Source organism: Haloferax sp. S2CR25 (assembly GCF_031624535.1).
GTDB lineage: Archaea > Halobacteriota > Halobacteria > Halobacteriales > Haloferacaceae > Haloferax > Haloferax massiliensis.
Genome location: NZ_JAMQOO010000002.1, coordinates 310,592 through 326,356, shown reverse-complemented (window position 1 = coordinate 326,356; position 15,765 = coordinate 310,592). Strand labels below are relative to the sequence as shown.

The window sequence follows — 15,765 nt, the reverse complement described above, 5'->3', positions numbered from 1 at the left end:
GCTCTCAGTCGCCGCCGTGTTCGCTCCCCGCCGCGGTACCGGCACCCCGCTGGGTCGACTCCTCCTCCCGGGCGGCGGGGGGCTGGTCGCGCTCGTCGCTGGAATCGTCGTCCGCGTCCGAATCGGCGTCGGCGTCCCGCTCGTCGGCGATGGCCTCGTCGAGCAGGTCTTCGACCTCGTCGGTCGCGCCGGACGAGTCGGCCGCCTCCAGCGCGGGGAGCCGGCCGGTGTGGAGCGTCGCCGACCCGAAGAACCCGGGCGACGACGACAGTTCGCGGAAGGGAGTCCGACACGACGGACAGCGAGGCTCGGCGAGCAGGTCGAGGTGGACGGTCGCGTCGCACTCCTCACATCGCGCTTTCTTCTCGCCGGCCGCGTTCGCCGAACGGAGGAGTTCGGCGAGCGCCGTCCGTTCGAGGTCGGCGGCTTCGAGGTCCGCCACCCGCCCGCGGAGGTGGAGGAGCGTCCGCGCGACCGTCCGGAGGTTCTCGTCGAGCGTCGCCGTCGTCTCGTCGAGGTAGCTGAGAATCTCCTCGAAGTTCTCGAAGCCGGCGTCGAGTCGGTCGTCGAGGTCGGCCACGCGGTTGCGAACCGCGTGCACGTCGTCGGCCAGCCGGTCGAGTTCGCCGTCCAACTCGGGGTGTGCGTGGTCGCGCGGCGCTTTCTCGTCGGCCTCGCGTTTGACCTGGACGACGCGCGTCCGCACGTCGGCTAACTTCTCGTCCAGTTCGCCTTCGAGTTCCACGACGCGTTCTTCGACGCCGTCGAGCCGGCCCGGTACCGCGTCCGCGTCGTCGAGCGATTCGCCCGCGTCGCTCACGGCGAGCCTGTAGGTCCCGAGCGCCCGCGCGAGCACCGTCTCCGGGTCGACGCCCTCCTCGTCGGCGCGCGCCTCGACCCACGTTCGGAGGTCGTCTGGGAGCGACGCCCCGTCTTCCCCTTGCATCTTCGTGCCAGTTTGTCCGCGTGGCCTTAAGAACTATCCCCGAGTCCGACGCGCCGTCGCACGACCGCCGAGCCGGTTCGCTCAGCGAATCTTCCGCACGTCGCTCACGTCGAGGCCGCTCTCGTTGATTTCGGTCTCGAACTGCACGATGTTCTCGCTCTCCAGTCGGGCGAGCACGCCGCGGAACTCCTGGACGACCATCGTCCGCGCGCGCTTCGACCCGCCGGACTCCCACTCGAAAAGCAGCGTTCCGCCGGTCGCGCCCTTGAGGACGCCGAGTTCGGTCTTCGAGAGCGCCTCGGTGCTCGCGAGCACGAGGATGAGCCCGCCCCACTGGTAGGAGGCCTTCTCCAGCCCCTTGATGACCATCGCGATGTCCGACCACGTCACCTCGTCGGACTGGCTGGCCACGAGGTCGGTCAGGGAGTCGATGAGGACGAGGTTACCGGAGGCGTGTTCGCTCAGGGTGCTTCCCAGCGCGCCCAACACGGAGTCGCGGTTGTGTCGGTGGCCGAGGTCCTCTAACCTCGTCGGCTGGCCGAGGTACCACTCGCGCGGAATCGGGCTGAGCTGGAAGTACTCCGGCGAGAGGTCGTGGAACTCGATGTGTTCGACCGCGGACTCGACGACCTCGTCGTCCATCGTGTAGCCCATCTCGCGGCGCAGGTACTCCTCGCCGCCGGTAAACGAGACGTAGTGAATCTCCGGCGGCGGCGTCGCGGTGTCCGCGAGCGAGCCGTAGTGGAGGTCGAACAGCTCCTCGTCGGTGTGCGAGAGGGCGTTCATCGTCGCGCTCGTGTAGAGGAACTCCCGAGCGCCCGCGCCGGACTCGCCCGCGAGGAGCACGACGTTCCCCGGGGGTGCGCCGCCGCCGATGATGCTGTCGAGGCGGGGGACGCCGAAGGGGATCTGAGACATACCGCATCCGACTCGGCCGCGTCGGTTAGGCGTTTCGGGGAGCGCGGTGGGGCCGTCGCGGTCGCCATCTCCCACCCGCCCCGCGACGCTCACACCCGTTCGCTCACACCCGCATTCACTCGACGCGCGCGCCGCGGTTCCGCCCGCGGGCGACGGAGACGGTGCCGTCGATATCGGCGGCGGCCAGCGCCGCCCGGCCCGCCTCGACCGCTTCGTCGACGTGGTCGGCGTCGGTCACGCCGTAGACGGTCGGCCCCCACGACGACTGGCCCGCGCCGTAGACGACGGGCGACTCCGACAGCGACGAGACGAGCGCGCCGACCGGCGGCCGGTAGACGCCGCCCTGCTCGTCGGCGTACCACGTCCCGTTGAGCCGGCCGACGGACTCGACGGCCTCGCCGAAGCGCTCGGCGGACCCCTCGGCGAGCGCCGGGAGGAGCCGGCGCGTGACGATACCGGCGATTCGGTCGCCGGTCTGCGCGTCCGCGCGCTCGACGACGGAGCGCATGCTCGACTCCTCGGCCGCGCCGTTGCGGCCGGGGTCGGCGTCGGGCACGACGAGCAGGAACCGCCAGCGGTCGGGTATCTCGTGTCGGGCGGCGACCGCCGGCACCGACCACGAGCCGTCTTCCGGGCGGTCGGTGGTGAAGCGCGCGGTCGGGTGGCCCGCGTCGAGGACGGCCCCGCCGGCTTCGAACGTGGCGACCCCGACGCCGGAGCGGCCGCCGCGACCCATCTCGGGGGCGAGGCGGCGCACGTCGGCCTCGCGGTCGGTGGCGGCCGCGACCGCCCGCAACACCGCGAGCGCGAGCTGTGTCCCGCTCCCGAGGCCGGCGTGTCGCGGCAGGGAGCGCTCGACCGACACGTCGACGCCCTCGACGCCGAGGAGTTCGACCGCGCGCTCGGCGTACTCGCGGGCGGCGGGATGCCGACACCGAACGTCGGCCGCGGGCTCGGCGGCGACGACCACCCGCGGCTCGTCGAGCGCGACGCCGACGCCGCCGTAGAGGCGGTCGCGGGCGAGGCTCAGATTGAGGAAGCCGAAGTGGATGCGCGCGCCGGTCGAGACCCGAACCATGTCACCGGCTATCGGCGGGGACGCCAAAAGGGGGTTTCGACCATGGCAACGCGGGCCGGAGTCACCCGCCGCTGTCGGGCGGTTTCGACTCTCGCGGCGGGCGGTATCGACTCAGCGCACGCGACAGACATCCCCGTTGGTCGGCGGGTCGCGGGCGGGCGAGACGGCGTCGACGACGGGGAGGACGCTGAATCCGGGCGACCCGCCGGTGGCGAAGCCGATTGCGAACACCGAGTAGGTTCGGCCGCCGGCGAGCGTCGTTCCGGGGAGGTCGAGCACGACCGTCCCGTCAGACGAGAGGACGACCTGCAGGTCGTACGTCCCGGCGGTGACCGTCTCGTAGTCCGAGACGTCGCCGAACGCCAGTCCCGGAAACAGCGTCGGGCCGCCCGCGACGACGATATCGACCTCCGGCGCGTCGGGCGAGAAGTGCGCGACGCGGACGCTGGCCTTGCCGTACGGGGCCGGGCGGTTCGTGTCCGTGAGCGCGACGGCCGCAATGTCGTCGAGCACGCCCGTCGCCGCGACGGTGTAATCGCGGTTGCGACGGAGCGTGACCTCGGTGTCGATGACGACCGTCGAGGCGTCGCCCGCGGGCGTGACCTCGACCTGATACGTCCCCGCCGGGACGGTGAAGTAGTCGGAGAGAACGCCGAACGGGACGCCCTGCAGGCCGGGGAACGGGTCGCCGTTCACGTACACGTCTACGGGGGGCGCGTCGGGCGAGAAGTGGCCGACTCGGAACCGCGCGTCACCCGCGGCGACGCCGCCGGGGCGTGCCGCCGCGGTGGTCGCGCCGCCTGCGAGCAGGAGACCGGTCGCGCCGAGGCTCTTCAGCATCGTTCGTCGGGAGAAGGACGACATCTGCAACCGTCATGAAGGACCGTGATGATATCAATATTTGCACAACTAAAATATTGCAAGAAAGTCGGCGTATCGAGACGGTCGGGGTTTCCTGACCGTCTCAGACGAGTTCTTCGGCGACCACGTCGACCGCGAGCAGGTTCGGGTCGATTGCGAGGTCGGCCTGCCCCTTGGCGAACTCCGGAAGGGTGTCGTAGGCGTAGGTCACGACGCGCACGTCGGGGTTCAGCTCTTTCGCCACCGCGATGGCCGTCGCGTCGTCCATGTCGGTGAGCACGAGCAGGTCGGCGTCCTCGATGCCGGCCTCGCCGAGCGAGTCGGCGGAGGCGATGCCCGTGACGCGGACGACCGTCGCGCCCTCGTCTTCTAACGCTTCTCCGAGTCCGTCGGGGTCGGTCCCCGCGACGACTGCAGTCGTCATTCGTACTCGATGGTCGCCGGCGGTTTGTGGGTCACGTCGTAGACGACGCGGGCGACGTTCTCGTTCGTCCCGGTGATGCGCGACTGGATGCGCTGGAGGGTGTCCCACGGCAGTTCCTGCGCGCGGGCGGTCATGCCGTCGCGCGACTCCACGGAGCGCACGGAGACGATCCAGCCGTGGACGCGGTTGTCACCCTTGACGCCGGTGCCCTTGCCGATGACGGCGGCGAACGCCTGCCACGGGTCGTGCTTTTCGGTCTCGTCTTCGACGACGTGACACGCGTCGCGGGCGACCTGCACCTTCTCGGGCGTGACTTCGCCGAGGACGCGGACCGCGAGGCCCGGCCCCGGGAACGGCATCCGCTCGGCGATGATGGATTCGAGGCCGAGCGCGCGGGCGACCTCGCGGACCTCGTCCTTGTAGAGGTCGCGGACGGGTTCGACGATGCCCTCGAAGTCCACCACGTCCGGCAGGCCGCCGACGTTGTGGTGGGACTTGATGTTGCCCTCGGACTCGATGCGGTCGGGGTAGATGGTCCCCTGCACGAGGTACTGGGCGTCGGTCTCCTTGGCCTCGCGCTCGAACTCGCGGATGAACTGCTCGCCGATGACCTTGCGCTTTTCCTCGGGGTCGACGACGCCTTCGAGGGCGTCGAAAAAGCGGTCGCGGGCGTCGACGACGCGGAGGCTCTCCATGAAGGAGAAGGTGTCCGCAATCTGCTCGGTCTCGCCTTTGCGCATCAGGCCGGTGTCGACGTAGACCGGGGTGAGCTGCTCGCCGACGGCCTCGTAGGCGAGCGTCGCGGCGACGGAGGAGTCCACGCCGCCCGAGAGGGCGATGATGGCGTGTTCGTCGCCGATTTGGTCGCGAATCGATTCGGTCGCGTCTTCGATGAATTCGTCTACGTTTACCATTATGCTGTCACCTCTTCGTTGCCGAGTTCGCGCGCGTCGAGTTCGCCGAGGACCGCGCGGAGGAAGCCGAGGAACGGCGGGCTCGCGCGGTCGGGTCGGGAGCGGAACTCGGGGTGGAACTGCGTCCCGAAGAAGAACGGGTGGTCGGTCAGTTCGAGAATCTCCATGCGGTTTTCGGCGCGGCCGGAGAAGCGGAGCCCCTCGGATTCGAGCTCGTCGATGAGTTCGGGGTTCACCTCGTAGCGGTGGCGGTGGCGCTCCGTACAGGAGGTGTCGCCGTACACCGCCTCCGCGAGCGTGCCGGCGTCGATGTCGGTGTCGTGCGCGCCGAGGCGCATCGTGCCGCCCATCTCGTCGACCTCGTACTGCTCGGGCAGGAGGTCGATGACCGGGTAGGGCGTGTCGGGGTCGAGTTCGGCCGAGTGGGCCTCGTCGTGGCCGAGGACGTTCCGGGCCTGCTCGACGACGGCCATCTGGAAGCCCAGACAGAGACCGAGGAAGGGGACGTCGTTCTCTCGGGCGTAGCGGATGGCCTCGATTTTGCCCCCGGTTCCGCGGGAGCCGAAGCCGCCGGGGACGACGACGCCGTCGGCGTCCTTCAGGCGCTCTTCGTGCTTGTCGAGCATCTCGTCGGAGTCGACCCAGAGGATGTTCACGTCGACGCCGCACTCGATGCCCGCGTGCTTGAGCGCCTCGTGGATGGACATGTAGGCGTCTTCGAGGGCGTACTTGCCGACGAGCGCGATGTCGACCGAGCCGGTTCGGTCGGCCGTGACGAGCTCGCGCCAGCGGTTGTCGCGCTCTGCCTTCGGCAGCGCCTCGTCGGCGATGCCGAGGCGCTCCATGACGTACTCGTCGAGGCCCTCCTCTTCGACCATCAGCGGGACGTGGTAGATGTCCGGCACGTCGGGGTTGGAGAACACGGCGGCGTCCGGCACGTCGCAGAACTGCGCGATTTTGGTCTTCGTCGCCGGTTCGAGCTTGTCGTCGGCGCGGCCGACGAGGATGTCGGGCTGGAGGCCGATGCTCCGAAGCTCCTTGACGGAGTGCTGGGTGGGCTTCGTCTTCTGCTCGCCGTTCTTCGAGTAGGGGACGAGCGTGACGTGCGTAAAGAGCACGTCGCCTTCCTCCTCCTCGGAGGCGAACTGGCGGAGCGATTCGAGGAACGGCATCGACTCGATGTCGCCGACGGTGCCGCCGACCTCGACGATACACACGTCGGTTCCCTCGGCCGCCTCGCGGATGCGGCGCTTGATGTCCTCCGTGACGTGCGGGATGATCTGGACCGTCTTCCCGAGGTAGTCGCCGTCGCGCTCCTTCTGGATGACGTGCTGGTAGGTCTTACCCGTCGTGATGTTGTGGTCGGCGGTCATATCGACGCCGAGGAACCGCTCGTAGTTCCCGAGGTCGAGGTCGACTTCCGCGCCGTCTTTCAGGACGTACACCTCCCCGTGCTCGTAGGGGTTCATCGTCCCGGCGTCGACGTTCAGGTACGGGTCTATCTTGACCGCGGTGACGTCGAACCCGGCGTTCTTCAGGAGTCGGCCGGTGCTCGCGGCCGTGATACCCTTCCCGAGGCCGGACATGACACCCCCGGTTACGAAAATGAACTTGCGCCCCATCTCTGGGTCGTATTCGTCCGTCGGCATACTGACCGTGTGCGAGCGTACTTCAAAACCATTTCGGAGGGAACATCGTGTGCCAGAGCACCGCACGCTCCCGAATCCGCGAGAATCGCGCGACGGCGACGCGGCGACGACGCCGACTCGACGGCGCGTGCCCGGTCAGTCCAGCCTTTTAATGACTCGCGCCGGGTTGCCGCCGACGACCACCGAGTCGGGAACGTCCCTCGTGACGACCGCGCCCGAGGCGACCACCGCGTCGTCGCCGATGGTGACGCCGGGGTTGACGACCGCCCGCCCGCCGAGCCACGCGTTGTCGCCGATTGTCACCGGCTCGCCCGACTCGGGGCCTTTGATTCGCTCCGCGGCGTCGAGCGGGTGGGTCGCCGTGTAGACGTGCACCCCCGGCCCGAGCTGGCAGTTGTCGCCGATAGTGATGGGACAGACGTCGAGGAAGACGCAGTCGAAGTTGGCGAAGAAGTTCTCGCCGACGCGGACGTTGTAGCCGTAGTCACAGCGGAACGGCGGTTCGATTCCGAACGACTCGCCGACCTCCCCGAACAGCTCACGAATCAGTTCCTCGCGGCGCTCGGTCTGCGTCTCGTCGGTCTCGTTGAACTGGCGCGTGAGTCGACGCGCGCGCTCGCGCTCGGCGACGAGTTCCGGGTCGCTCGCGTCGTACGGGTCGCCGGCGAGCATCTTCTCCTTCTCGGAGGGCATACCGGCGATAACTGGCGGGTGGGTGGTAAGTGTATCCACGGCTTCCGCAACCGCAGGGTTTGACTCGCCCGGTCGCAACCGTCCGTGTATGAAGGACTTCCCGCGACTCGGCTTCGGGACGTACAAACTCGAAGACCGCGACGAGTGCGTCGAGGCCGTGAAGACCGCCCTCGACGCCGGCTACCGCCACGTCGACACGGCCCAGATGTACCACAACGAGGAGTTCGTCGGCGAGGGGCTCGCCGAGTCCGACGTGGACGTCGACGACGTGTTCGTGGCGACGAAGCTCGACACCGACAACCTCGGCTACGACGACGTGCTGGAGACGGCCCGCGAGTCCGCCGAGAAACTCGGCGTCGACACCATCGACCTGCTGTACGTCCACTGGCCGCTCGACAGCTACGACGAGGACGAGACGCTCGCGGCCCTCGACGAACTCGTCGAGGCGGGCGTCATCGGCCGCGTCGGCCTGAGCAACTTCCGACCCGACCAGCTCGAATCGGCCATCGAGACGCTCGACGCGCCGGTGTTCGCCCACCAGGTCGAGATGCACCCGATGCTCCAGCAGACCGAACTCCGCGAGTTCGCCGCGGACCGCGACCACCGACTGGTCGCCTACTCGCCCATCGCGCGCAATCGGGTCGCCGACGAGGAGGTCATCGTCGATATCGCCGAGAAGCACGACGCGTCGCCCGCGCAGGTCGCCCTCGCGTGGCTGATGGAAAAGGGCGCGACGCCCATCCCGAAGGCCGCCTCGCCCGACCACATCCGCGACAACTTCGCCGCGCTCGACCTCGACCTCGACGACGAGGACGTGGCCGCCATCGACGGCCTCGATTCGACCCACCGCATCGTCGACTTCGACGAAGCGCCGTGGAACCGCGCCTGAGTTGAGCCGACCTGTCCCCGGCCGTCGGCGGCGACGCTGAAACGCTCATTTTCGTCGCGTACGACCGGCCTGTGTCTCGTATTCGTCGTCACCGACGCCCCGACAGAGTGAGACGTGCGACCCCGCCGCAAACGGGGTGAACATATATGATGGACTCGCCCGTACCGTCGAACATGGCAACGGTGGTGGTGGTGTGCCCACACTGCGGACAGCACGTGGAATCGAGATACGAGGGCGACGCCGACTTCGACGGCGTCAGACAGCGGCTGAAAAGCGAGTACCGCGTCGCGCGGCAGACCTGTCCGGTCTGCTCGAACCCGTACGACCTCCGTCGGGCCTGAGCGGTCCCGGCGGCGCGGCGACGGCATCCTCGGCGGGTGGCCGAGGGCGTCGGCGTCGCGTTCGCGTTACCCCGTGTTCTTCATCCCGGCGGCGATGCCTTTGACGGTGAGCCGCAGGGTCTGTTCTTCCTCGTCGGTCCGGTGGGTCTGCGACAGCAGGTGCGTCTGCAGCAGGTTCAGCGGGTCGACGTAGGGGTTGCGGCGGCGGAGGCTCTCTTCGAGCCACTCGCGCTTCAGGAGGCTGCTGCGCTCGCTGATGTCGAGCATGAGGTCCGCGGCGTCCTCGTACTCGTCGGTGAGGCGGGTGAAGAACTCCTCGCGGAGCTCCTCGTCGGCGAGGTTCGCGTACTCCGTGGCGATTTCGAGGTCGGTGCGCGCCAGCGCCATCGCGGCGTTGTCGAACGTGCTCCGGAAGAACGCCCACTCGTCGTACATCTCGCGGAGGTCGTCCATGTCGCCGCCGTCTTCGAGGAAGGCGTTGACGCCGGCGGCAAGCGAGTACCAGCCGGGGAGGATACACCGCGACTGGGTCCACGAGAACACCCACGGGATGGCGCGGAGGTCCTCGACGCTCCGCTCGTCGGACCGGGAGGCCGGACGAGAGCCGAGGTTGAGTTCCTCGATGACGGTGATGGGCGTCGCCTGCTCGAAGTAGGAGACGAAGCCGTCCGATTCGAGGAGGTTCCGGTACTCCTCGCGCGCGGCGGCCGCCATGGTGTCCATGGCGTCGACCCAGCGGTCGGGGACCTCCTCCTCGGGCGTCCGAATCGCCTGCAGGCGGGCGCGAATCTGGGCGTTGAGCATCTGTTCGAGGTTCCGCTCCGCGATGCGCGGGTTGGCGTACTTCTCGGCGATGGCCTCGCCCTGCTCGGTGAACTTAATCTGCCCGGTGACGGTCTCGTTCGGGAGCGCGAGCATGGCCTCGTTCATCGGGCCGCCGCCGCGGGAGATGGAGCCGCCGCGGCCGTGGAACAGCCGCATCGTCACGTCGAAGTCGTCGCAGATGTCGGCGAGGCGGCGCTGGTTCTTGTAGAGGTCCCAGTTGGCCGCGAGGAAGCCGTTTTCCTTGTTGGAGTCGGAGTAGCCCAGCATGATCTCCTGCACGTCGTTCCGGGCGGCGAGCGCCGTCCCGTAGGCCTCGTTTTCGAACAGCGTGCCCATGATGCGGCGCGCGCCGTTGAGCGCCGACTCGGTTTCGAGGAGCGGGACCACGTCGATGCCGCAGTGGTCGGGCAGGGAGACGACGCCCGCCTGGTCGGCGAGGAACAGCACTTCGAGGACGTGCGACGGCTCCTCGGTCATCGAGATGCAGTAGGTGTCGATAGCGCCGACGCCGTACTCGCGCTGCCACTCGCCGAGCCTGCGGAAGCGGCGGAGGACGCGCTGGGCCGTCTCGGACACGTCGCCGGGTTCTTCGAGGTCGACGACCGGCTCCTCCTGCAGAATCGCGTCGGTGAGGAGTTCGACGCGCTCCTCTTCGGAGCTGCCGTAGTAGTCGAGACCCTCGTGGGCCAGCGCCTCGTGGACGGCCTCGGTGTGGTTCTCCTGGTGGTCGCGGAGGTCGAGGCTGGCGAGGGTGAAGCCGAACGTGTCGACCTGTCGCATCAGGGGCTCGACGTACACGTCGGCGACCTGCGCCGCGCCGGTCCGGCGGAGGCTGGTGTCGATGACTTCGAGGTCGGCCATGAGTTCGCTCGCGTCGGCGTAGCCGTTCGGGCGGACGTCCTCGACGCGGCGGAGCCGCTCGCGCATCAGCTTGAGCTTCTGGCGGTACGGCTCGTTGGGGTAGCGCTCGTCGGCCTCCTCGGCGACGACGGGGAGGAGCTCGCGGTCCGCCTTCAGGGAGCGTTCGAGCTCGTGGCCCGGGTCGATTCGCGTCGCGTCCTGACTCAGCACACCGGAGAGACGCTTGAGCGAGTCGCTGTACTTTTCGAGGGCGACGCTACGCTGGCGTTCGAGCGTGTCCTCCGTCACCTCGGGCGTGACGAAGGGGTTGCCGTCGCGGTCGGAGCCGGCCCACGAGCGGAACTCGAACAGCTTCGGCACGTCGAGGCCGGGGTACTCGGCGCGGAGCTCCTCTTCGAGCTCCTCGTACACCTCGCCGACCACGTCGAACAGCGTGTTTTCGAGGTACCACTGGACGTTTCGGGCCTCGTCGGTCGGCTCCGGGCGGCGGTCGCGGACCTGCGAGGTCTGCCAGAGGCTCGTCACCTCGGCGACGACGTGCCGCCACTCCTGGTCGTGTTCGAGGTCGGTGAGGCGGCGCTCGTCGAGCGTCTCCAGCCGGTTGGCGATGGAGCGGAGCTTCGATTTCACCGTCTTCCGGCGGGCCTCGGTCGGGTGGGCCGTAAAGGTCGGCTCGATGAGCACGTCTTCGAGGACCCGCCCCAGAAGCTCCTCGTCGACCTCCTCGTCGTCCAGCGCGTCGAGCGTGTCGAGGATGCCGTCTTCGAGCGTCCCCTCTTGGGACGCCTCGCGGATGACGCGAACGCGCTCGCGCTCCTCGGCGAGGTTGATGAGTTCGAAGTAGGTCGTGAACGCGCGGGCGACGACGCTCTCGCGCTCCGGTTCGAGGTCGCCGACCACGTCGTAGAGCCGCTCGCGCGACCCCGACTCGCCTTTCCGGTAGGCGATGGCCGCCTGTCGAAGCTCTTCGACCGTCTCGAACGACGCCGTCGACGTCTGCGCTTCGAGCACGTCCCCGAGCAGCGCCCCCAGCTCGCGGACATCTTGCCGCACGTCTCTGGTGTGCAATCGCATCCTACTCGAATACGAGTACCACATTCTAAAAGGCCACGAGTAACGCCGAAAATTTGCCCGGAGATGAGACCTAAACGAACGTTTCTAATGATTCGTCCAGTTTCTCCGGCCGCGGGGTCGGCGGGTCGAACCCCCCGCGGGCGGCCGTTTCGTGGGTCGTACTAACACGGCTGATTCGTCACGCTTTTACTGACCGGGTCGAAGGTGGAAGTATGAGCGATAGCGACAAGTACCCCGCCGATTCGGGTCGCCGTCGGTTCGTCAAGGGCGTCGTCGGGGGAGCGGCGCTCGCGGGCGTGGGAACGACAGGCGCGGCCGCCATCAACACGACGACGTCGTCCACCGGTTCCGGCGGCGGTCCGACGCAGGCGTACGCCATCGAGAACACCGGCGGACCCGCACCGCGCGGCATGCCGCAGATTCCGATCGAGATCGACGACGAGGGCTACATCAGAGGCGTCTGGCCCGAGGTCCAGACCGTCACCCAGAACGGTGTGGACGTCGAACTCGCCATCACCGAGGACTACAAGGGCACGGGCGTCACCTACTCGCAGGACTGGTTCCAGTACTGCGGCGTCCAGACCTACGACGGGCTGAACCCGACGTTCGAGTCGGACAACTACTTCCGCTCCGACAACGGGGCCTACGACTGGCAGTCCGAGACCTACAGCGCCGGCGACCGCCTGAACGTCAACGACTTCGACGAGTACGAGACGTGGGGCAACGGCATCGGACAGGCCGGTCTCGGGATGCCCGCGACCGGCACGTGGCGCTCGCAGGACACCGAGGACACGATGCCGATTCAGGTGGTCCGCTCGACGCGCATCGAGGAGGCGGCACAGGACAACGAGTGGCTCGCCGCCTCGACGGATCAGGGCGTCATCGCGTGGCTCAACAAGTGTACGCACTTCTGCTGTGTCCCCGGCTACAAGCAGTCGGCCAGCTCCGCCACGTTCGGCGGCGAAGACGGCGTCTACTGCCAGTGCCACCAGTCCACCTACGACCCCTTCACCATCGTCGAGACGCTCTTTACGGCGCTGCCGCGCCCGAGCGAGTAACGACCCTCGAAGCCGCCCTCCCGCTTCGAGTCCGACCGCGACGCGTTCCCGCTCTCCGTTTTCTCTCACCTCAGAACGGGCCGTTTTCGCCTGCGACGGACGTCCCGTTTCGGGCCCGCCAACGTTGCCGCGCGCCGCCAGCGCCGCCGCTCGCGGGTGCCGGATTCGGTCGTGAGAATCGGCCTCTCGCCGTGCCGACGCGCTAGCCCCCGCTGACCGGCGGGAAGAGCGCGAGTTCGTCGCCGGCGGCCGCCGCCTCGCCGAGCGCGGCCGCCTCGCCGTTCCGGAGGACGTTGATGTGGTCGTACAGTTCGCCGTCGTCGCCGAACACCCGCGATTCGAGCGCCGGGTGCGCCCCGACGAGGGCGTCGAGCGCGTCGCCGACGGTCGCGTCGTCGCCGTCGACGTCGACTCGGACGGTTCGCGCGCCCGTGACTTCCGCGAGGTCGGCGAACAGCTTCCACTCCATACTCCCGTCTCGTCGCCCGGCGCTCATGAGGATTGCGCCCCGGACGACCGCGAGCCGTCGCCGTCTGAACCGCCGGTGTCGGCTCCGTCGTCGTCGCCGCCGTCCGTTCGGCCCGTGTCGGTCGTCGCCCGGCGTTCGACCTTCCGGAGCACCTCCGGCCGACCGACGACGTAGAGCGTATCGCCGGCCGCCAGTTCGCGTCCCCGGCCGGGAATCGCGTCCACGGGACGGTTCGAAGACCGGATGGCGACGACAGTCGTATCCACGTCCGAGACCGGCACGCCGTCGAGGTCGGCACCGGCCGCGACGGTCGTGACCGCCATCGTCTCGTCGGCGTTCCGGAGGAGCGACGCGAACTCGCGGTCGACGTGGGGGTCCGCGGGGAGCGTCACGAGCCGGTACTCTTCGCCGCTCGTCAGGCGGTCGGCGTCCTCCTCGTCGAGGGCGACGGTCGCCACGTCGTCGGCGACGCCGCGGAGTTCGCCGAAGGCGACGCGGGTCGGTTCGGTCGGCGCGGTCGGCGCAGTCGGCGCGTCGGTGCCGCCGTCGGACAGCGAGCCGGTTTCGGGGCCGCCGGCGGGCGTCTGGGTCGAGTCGGCGGACTCGCTCACCTCGGTCGGGTCAGACTCGCCCGCGGAGCCTCCGTCCGACGGCCCGCCCGCCTCGTCCTCCTCGTCTCCCGCGTCCGGCTTCGGAACCGACCAGACCTGCACGGGGTCGCCGGCGGCCGCGCCGGAGCCGGGGTCGCCGCGAATCGCGACCGCGACGGTGCCGGGCGCGAGCGTCGGCCCGAGGCCGGCCGCCCGACTGCCGAGCGCGAGGTACGACACCTCGCTCCCGCCGTCGAACTCCACGTCGACGTGGCCGACGCCGTGGTCGTCTTTGATGCGCGTGGCGAGTCGGTCGCGGAGTTCGGCCTCGCCGAGCCGCCGGGGGAAAAGCAGCGTCTTCCCGCTCAGCTGAGTCTTGACGCTCTCTGCGACCGGGTCGTAGCCCTCGATGTCGCCGATGTCCTCGGGGAGCGTCACCGACGCGACGCGGCCGACGGTCCGGACGAGTCGGCTCACGTCGGCGTCGAGTTCCTTCGCGCCCGCGACGGCGAACACGTCGGTCGCCAGTCGGTCGCCGGCGAGCCGGCCGACCGGCGCGATGAGCGCCCCGCCGAGGAGCGACGCGACGTTGAAAAGCACGGTGTCGAACTGGAACACCTCGGTCTCGGTGCCGGTGGTGAACGCGCCGAACAGGCCGATAGTGTTCAGATAGAGCGCGACGACCGCGCCGCCGAACAGCACCGCCAGCGCCCGCGGGATTATCTCGCGGGTGTACCAGCGGTAGAGCAGCGCGGCGACCGCCGAGACGACGAACGCGCCGACGACGAGGCCGACGAGCCGGAGCGCCTGCAGGACGAGCGAGTCGTCGGCCGGCGGAATCGACACCTGCCCGGCGGCGGCCGCCGACCCCCCGACCGCCGCGAACAGGTCGGCGGCGGGGGCGGCGGAGGTGAGCGCGACCGACATCACGCCACCGCCTCCTCGAAGCGGGTCAGGTCGCTTCTCGACCCGACCGCGTAGAGCGTGTCGCCGGCGGAGACCGCTTGGTCGCCTCGCGGCGCAATCGTCCAGTTCCCGCCGTGGCGGACCGCGAGGACGGCAACGCCGTAGGCGTCGCGGACGCCGGCCTTCCCGAGCGTCACGCCGTCGAGCGGGCTCTCGGACCGAACCGAGAGCCGCGAGAAGCGCTTGCCGGCGCGGCGGAGCAGGGAGACGAGTTCGAACTCCCGGCGGACGCCGCGGGAGGTGACGACGAAGCGCTCCACGTCGCTCCCGAGGAGCGGTTCGACCTTGCTCCGGTCGACCGCGAGCGTGACGCGGCCCTCGCCGCCGACGGCCGTGGGGGCGCGCGGCGCGGCCTTCGGGGCGTCCGCGTCGTCGTCATCGTCGTCGGGTTCGTTCGGCACCTCGGCGACGGAGTCCACCCCGGCGACGGTCGCCGAGACGGTCCCGCCGTCGGCGACGACGACCACGTCGTCGCCCTGCGCGAGCCCCGTCGGCACGAGCGCCGTCACCGACACCGCGCGTTTCCCCGCCGGGAGGCGCTTCGAGAGGCCGCCGACCGGGGCCGCGGCGGTGACGGTGGCGCGGGCCCGCTCGTCGAGTCTGACCTCGACGGCGGCGAGGTCGAACTCGTTTTGCAGGCGGTCGGCGAACCGGGATTCGAGTTCCACGAGCGGGATGTCGGCGGGGAACGTCCACTCCCCGTTTCGGATTCCGGTGCGGATGTCCAGCGGGACCGGCGGGTAGCCCTCGATGTCGCCGACCTCGCCGGTGACGGTGACGCTGACCTGCCCGCGGCCGCCGACGAGTTCGACCACGTCGGTCGACAGCGACCGCTCGGTGAGCTTTCGCAGCGACATCTTCCGCGGGATGTCGTTGGCGAAGGCGTCGCCGCGGTTGTGCGCGTACAGCGAGCCCATCAGCACGACCAACAGCGCGACCGTCAGCCTGACCTGGTTGTCCGACTGCGTAATCGTCGGGTCGGCAAGGGCCATGAGGCCGCCGCTCGCGCCCGCGATGGCGACGCTGAGGACGACGACGGCGAGCCCCGGAACGGTGACGCCGGTGACGTAGCGGAACCCGAAGCCGAGGAGCCACGCGACGGCGGCCGGCACGAGCCCCGTGAGGATGCCGAAGTACAGCCCGTAGACGACTTCGACGGGGAGTGAAGCCATGGACCGGTACACTCGCCCGCGAGATAAAGGCGTGACG

15 protein-coding genes are annotated in these 15,765 nt (G+C 69.3%); 3 read left to right on the top strand and 12 right to left on the bottom strand.

The window, feature by feature from the left end; translation table 11 throughout:
• Positions 1-4: 4 nt before the first annotated feature.
• The 8 genes from NDI65_RS07025 to NDI65_RS06990 form a co-directional block, all read right to left on the bottom strand.
• On the bottom strand, positions 5-946 hold the full coding sequence (locus NDI65_RS07025; protein WP_089777356.1) for a hypothetical protein: 942 nt from the start codon (positions 944-946) through the stop codon (positions 5-7).
• Positions 947-1,027: 81 nt separating this feature from the next.
• The gene (locus NDI65_RS07020) at positions 1,028-1,864 is read right to left on the bottom strand and encodes an HTR-like protein (protein ID WP_089777355.1); all 837 of its coding nucleotides are present in this window, start codon (positions 1,862-1,864) and stop codon (positions 1,028-1,030) included.
• A 115-nt stretch (positions 1,865-1,979) separates the two neighbouring features.
• The gene (locus NDI65_RS07015; RefSeq protein ID WP_089777354.1) at positions 1,980-2,942 is read right to left on the bottom strand and encodes a beta-ribofuranosylaminobenzene 5'-phosphate synthase family protein; all 963 of its coding nucleotides are present in this window, start codon (positions 2,940-2,942) and stop codon (positions 1,980-1,982) included.
• A 111-nt stretch (positions 2,943-3,053) separates the two neighbouring features.
• Positions 3,054-3,782, bottom strand: coding sequence for a DUF4397 domain-containing protein (locus tag NDI65_RS07010; RefSeq protein ID WP_089779821.1), 729 nt, complete (start codon positions 3,780-3,782; stop codon positions 3,054-3,056).
• Between the two features lie 124 nt (positions 3,783-3,906).
• Entirely contained in the window at positions 3,907-4,227 is a 321-nt protein-coding gene (locus tag NDI65_RS07005; RefSeq protein WP_089777353.1) for an NAD-binding protein, read from the bottom strand.
• Positions 4,224-5,141: a glutamine-hydrolyzing GMP synthase gene (gene guaA, locus NDI65_RS07000; protein WP_058569114.1), complete on the bottom strand. Its 918-nt coding sequence runs from the start codon at positions 5,139-5,141 to the stop codon at positions 4,224-4,226. Before guaA ends, NDI65_RS07005 begins: the two co-directional genes overlap by 4 nt.
• Entirely contained in the window at positions 5,141-6,790 is a 1,650-nt protein-coding gene (gene pyrG, locus NDI65_RS06995) for a CTP synthase (glutamine hydrolyzing) (RefSeq protein ID WP_089777352.1), read from the bottom strand. Before pyrG ends, guaA begins: the two co-directional genes overlap by 1 nt.
• A 135-nt stretch (positions 6,791-6,925) precedes the next feature.
• Positions 6,926-7,483, bottom strand: a complete 558-nt coding sequence (locus tag NDI65_RS06990) for a sugar O-acetyltransferase (protein WP_089777351.1) — start codon at positions 7,481-7,483, stop codon at positions 6,926-6,928.
• Between the two features lie 88 nt (positions 7,484-7,571).
• On the opposite strand from NDI65_RS06990, the gene NDI65_RS06985 reads away from it, so the two are divergent.
• Complete coding sequence (locus NDI65_RS06985; protein WP_089777350.1) at positions 7,572-8,372, top strand: aldo/keto reductase; 801 nt, start codon at positions 7,572-7,574, stop codon at positions 8,370-8,372.
• Positions 8,373-8,545: 173 nt separating this feature from the next.
• The gene (locus tag NDI65_RS06980; protein ID WP_167344099.1) at positions 8,546-8,713 is read left to right on the top strand and encodes a hypothetical protein; all 168 of its coding nucleotides are present in this window, start codon (positions 8,546-8,548) and stop codon (positions 8,711-8,713) included.
• A gap of 66 nt (positions 8,714-8,779) precedes the next feature.
• Here the strand turns inward: NDI65_RS06980 and ppc are convergent, their stop codons facing one another.
• Entirely contained in the window at positions 8,780-11,473 is a 2,694-nt protein-coding gene (ppc, locus tag NDI65_RS06975; RefSeq protein WP_089777349.1) for a phosphoenolpyruvate carboxylase, read from the bottom strand.
• Positions 11,474-11,685: 212 nt separating this feature from the next.
• Between ppc and NDI65_RS06970 the strand changes: the two genes are divergently transcribed.
• Positions 11,686-12,531 (top strand): cytochrome B, encoded by an 846-nt coding sequence (locus NDI65_RS06970; RefSeq protein WP_089777348.1) that lies wholly within the window; start codon positions 11,686-11,688, stop codon positions 12,529-12,531.
• A 202-nt stretch (positions 12,532-12,733) separates the two neighbouring features.
• Here the strand turns inward: NDI65_RS06970 and samp1 are convergent, their stop codons facing one another.
• Genes samp1 through NDI65_RS06955 form a run of 3 tightly spaced genes read right to left on the bottom strand, consistent with a single transcriptional unit; the run spans position 12,734 to position 15,728 of the window.
• Positions 12,734-13,000, bottom strand: coding sequence for a ubiquitin-like modifier protein SAMP1 (samp1, locus tag NDI65_RS06965; protein ID WP_089777347.1), 267 nt, complete (start codon positions 12,998-13,000; stop codon positions 12,734-12,736).
• 23 nt (positions 13,001-13,023) lie between these two features.
• Positions 13,024-14,517 (bottom strand): potassium transporter TrkA, encoded by a 1,494-nt coding sequence (locus tag NDI65_RS06960; RefSeq protein ID WP_089777346.1) that lies wholly within the window; start codon positions 14,515-14,517, stop codon positions 13,024-13,026.
• Positions 14,517-15,728 (bottom strand): TrkA C-terminal domain-containing protein, encoded by a 1,212-nt coding sequence (locus tag NDI65_RS06955; protein WP_089777345.1) that lies wholly within the window; start codon positions 15,726-15,728, stop codon positions 14,517-14,519. Before NDI65_RS06955 ends, NDI65_RS06960 begins: the two co-directional genes overlap by 1 nt.
• Between the last annotated feature and the right edge of the window lie 37 nt (positions 15,729-15,765).

Coding starts and splice junctions, on each gene's coding strand:
- NDI65_RS07010 (WP_089779821.1), bottom strand. CDS start 3,782: ATGCTGAAGAGCCTCGGCGCGACCGGTCTCCTGCTCGCAGGCGGCGCG.
- guaA (WP_058569114.1), bottom strand. CDS start 5,141: ATGGTAAACGTAGACGAATTCATCGAAGACGCGACCGAATCGATTCGC.
- NDI65_RS07020 (WP_089777355.1), bottom strand. CDS start 1,864: ATGTCTCAGATCCCCTTCGGCGTCCCCCGCCTCGACAGCATCATCGGC.
- NDI65_RS07025 (WP_089777356.1), bottom strand. CDS start 946: ATGCAAGGGGAAGACGGGGCGTCGCTCCCAGACGACCTCCGAACGTGG.
- NDI65_RS06980 (WP_167344099.1), top strand. CDS start 8,546: ATGGCAACGGTGGTGGTGGTGTGCCCACACTGCGGACAGCACGTGGAA.
- samp1 (WP_089777347.1), bottom strand. CDS start 13,000: ATGGAGTGGAAGCTGTTCGCCGACCTCGCGGAAGTCACGGGCGCGCGA.
- NDI65_RS07015 (WP_089777354.1), bottom strand. CDS start 2,942: ATGGTTCGGGTCTCGACCGGCGCGCGCATCCACTTCGGCTTCCTCAAT.
- NDI65_RS06960 (WP_089777346.1), bottom strand. CDS start 14,517: ATGTCGGTCGCGCTCACCTCCGCCGCCCCCGCCGCCGACCTGTTCGCG.
- NDI65_RS06985 (WP_089777350.1), top strand. CDS start 7,572: ATGAAGGACTTCCCGCGACTCGGCTTCGGGACGTACAAACTCGAAGAC.
- ppc (WP_089777349.1), bottom strand. CDS start 11,473: ATGCGATTGCACACCAGAGACGTGCGGCAAGATGTCCGCGAGCTGGGG.
- NDI65_RS06955 (WP_089777345.1), bottom strand. CDS start 15,728: ATGGCTTCACTCCCCGTCGAAGTCGTCTACGGGCTGTACTTCGGCATC.
- pyrG (WP_089777352.1), bottom strand. CDS start 6,790: ATGCCGACGGACGAATACGACCCAGAGATGGGGCGCAAGTTCATTTTC.
- NDI65_RS06970 (WP_089777348.1), top strand. CDS start 11,686: ATGAGCGATAGCGACAAGTACCCCGCCGATTCGGGTCGCCGTCGGTTC.
- NDI65_RS07005 (WP_089777353.1), bottom strand. CDS start 4,227: ATGACGACTGCAGTCGTCGCGGGGACCGACCCCGACGGACTCGGAGAA.
- NDI65_RS06990 (WP_089777351.1), bottom strand. CDS start 7,483: ATGCCCTCCGAGAAGGAGAAGATGCTCGCCGGCGACCCGTACGACGCG.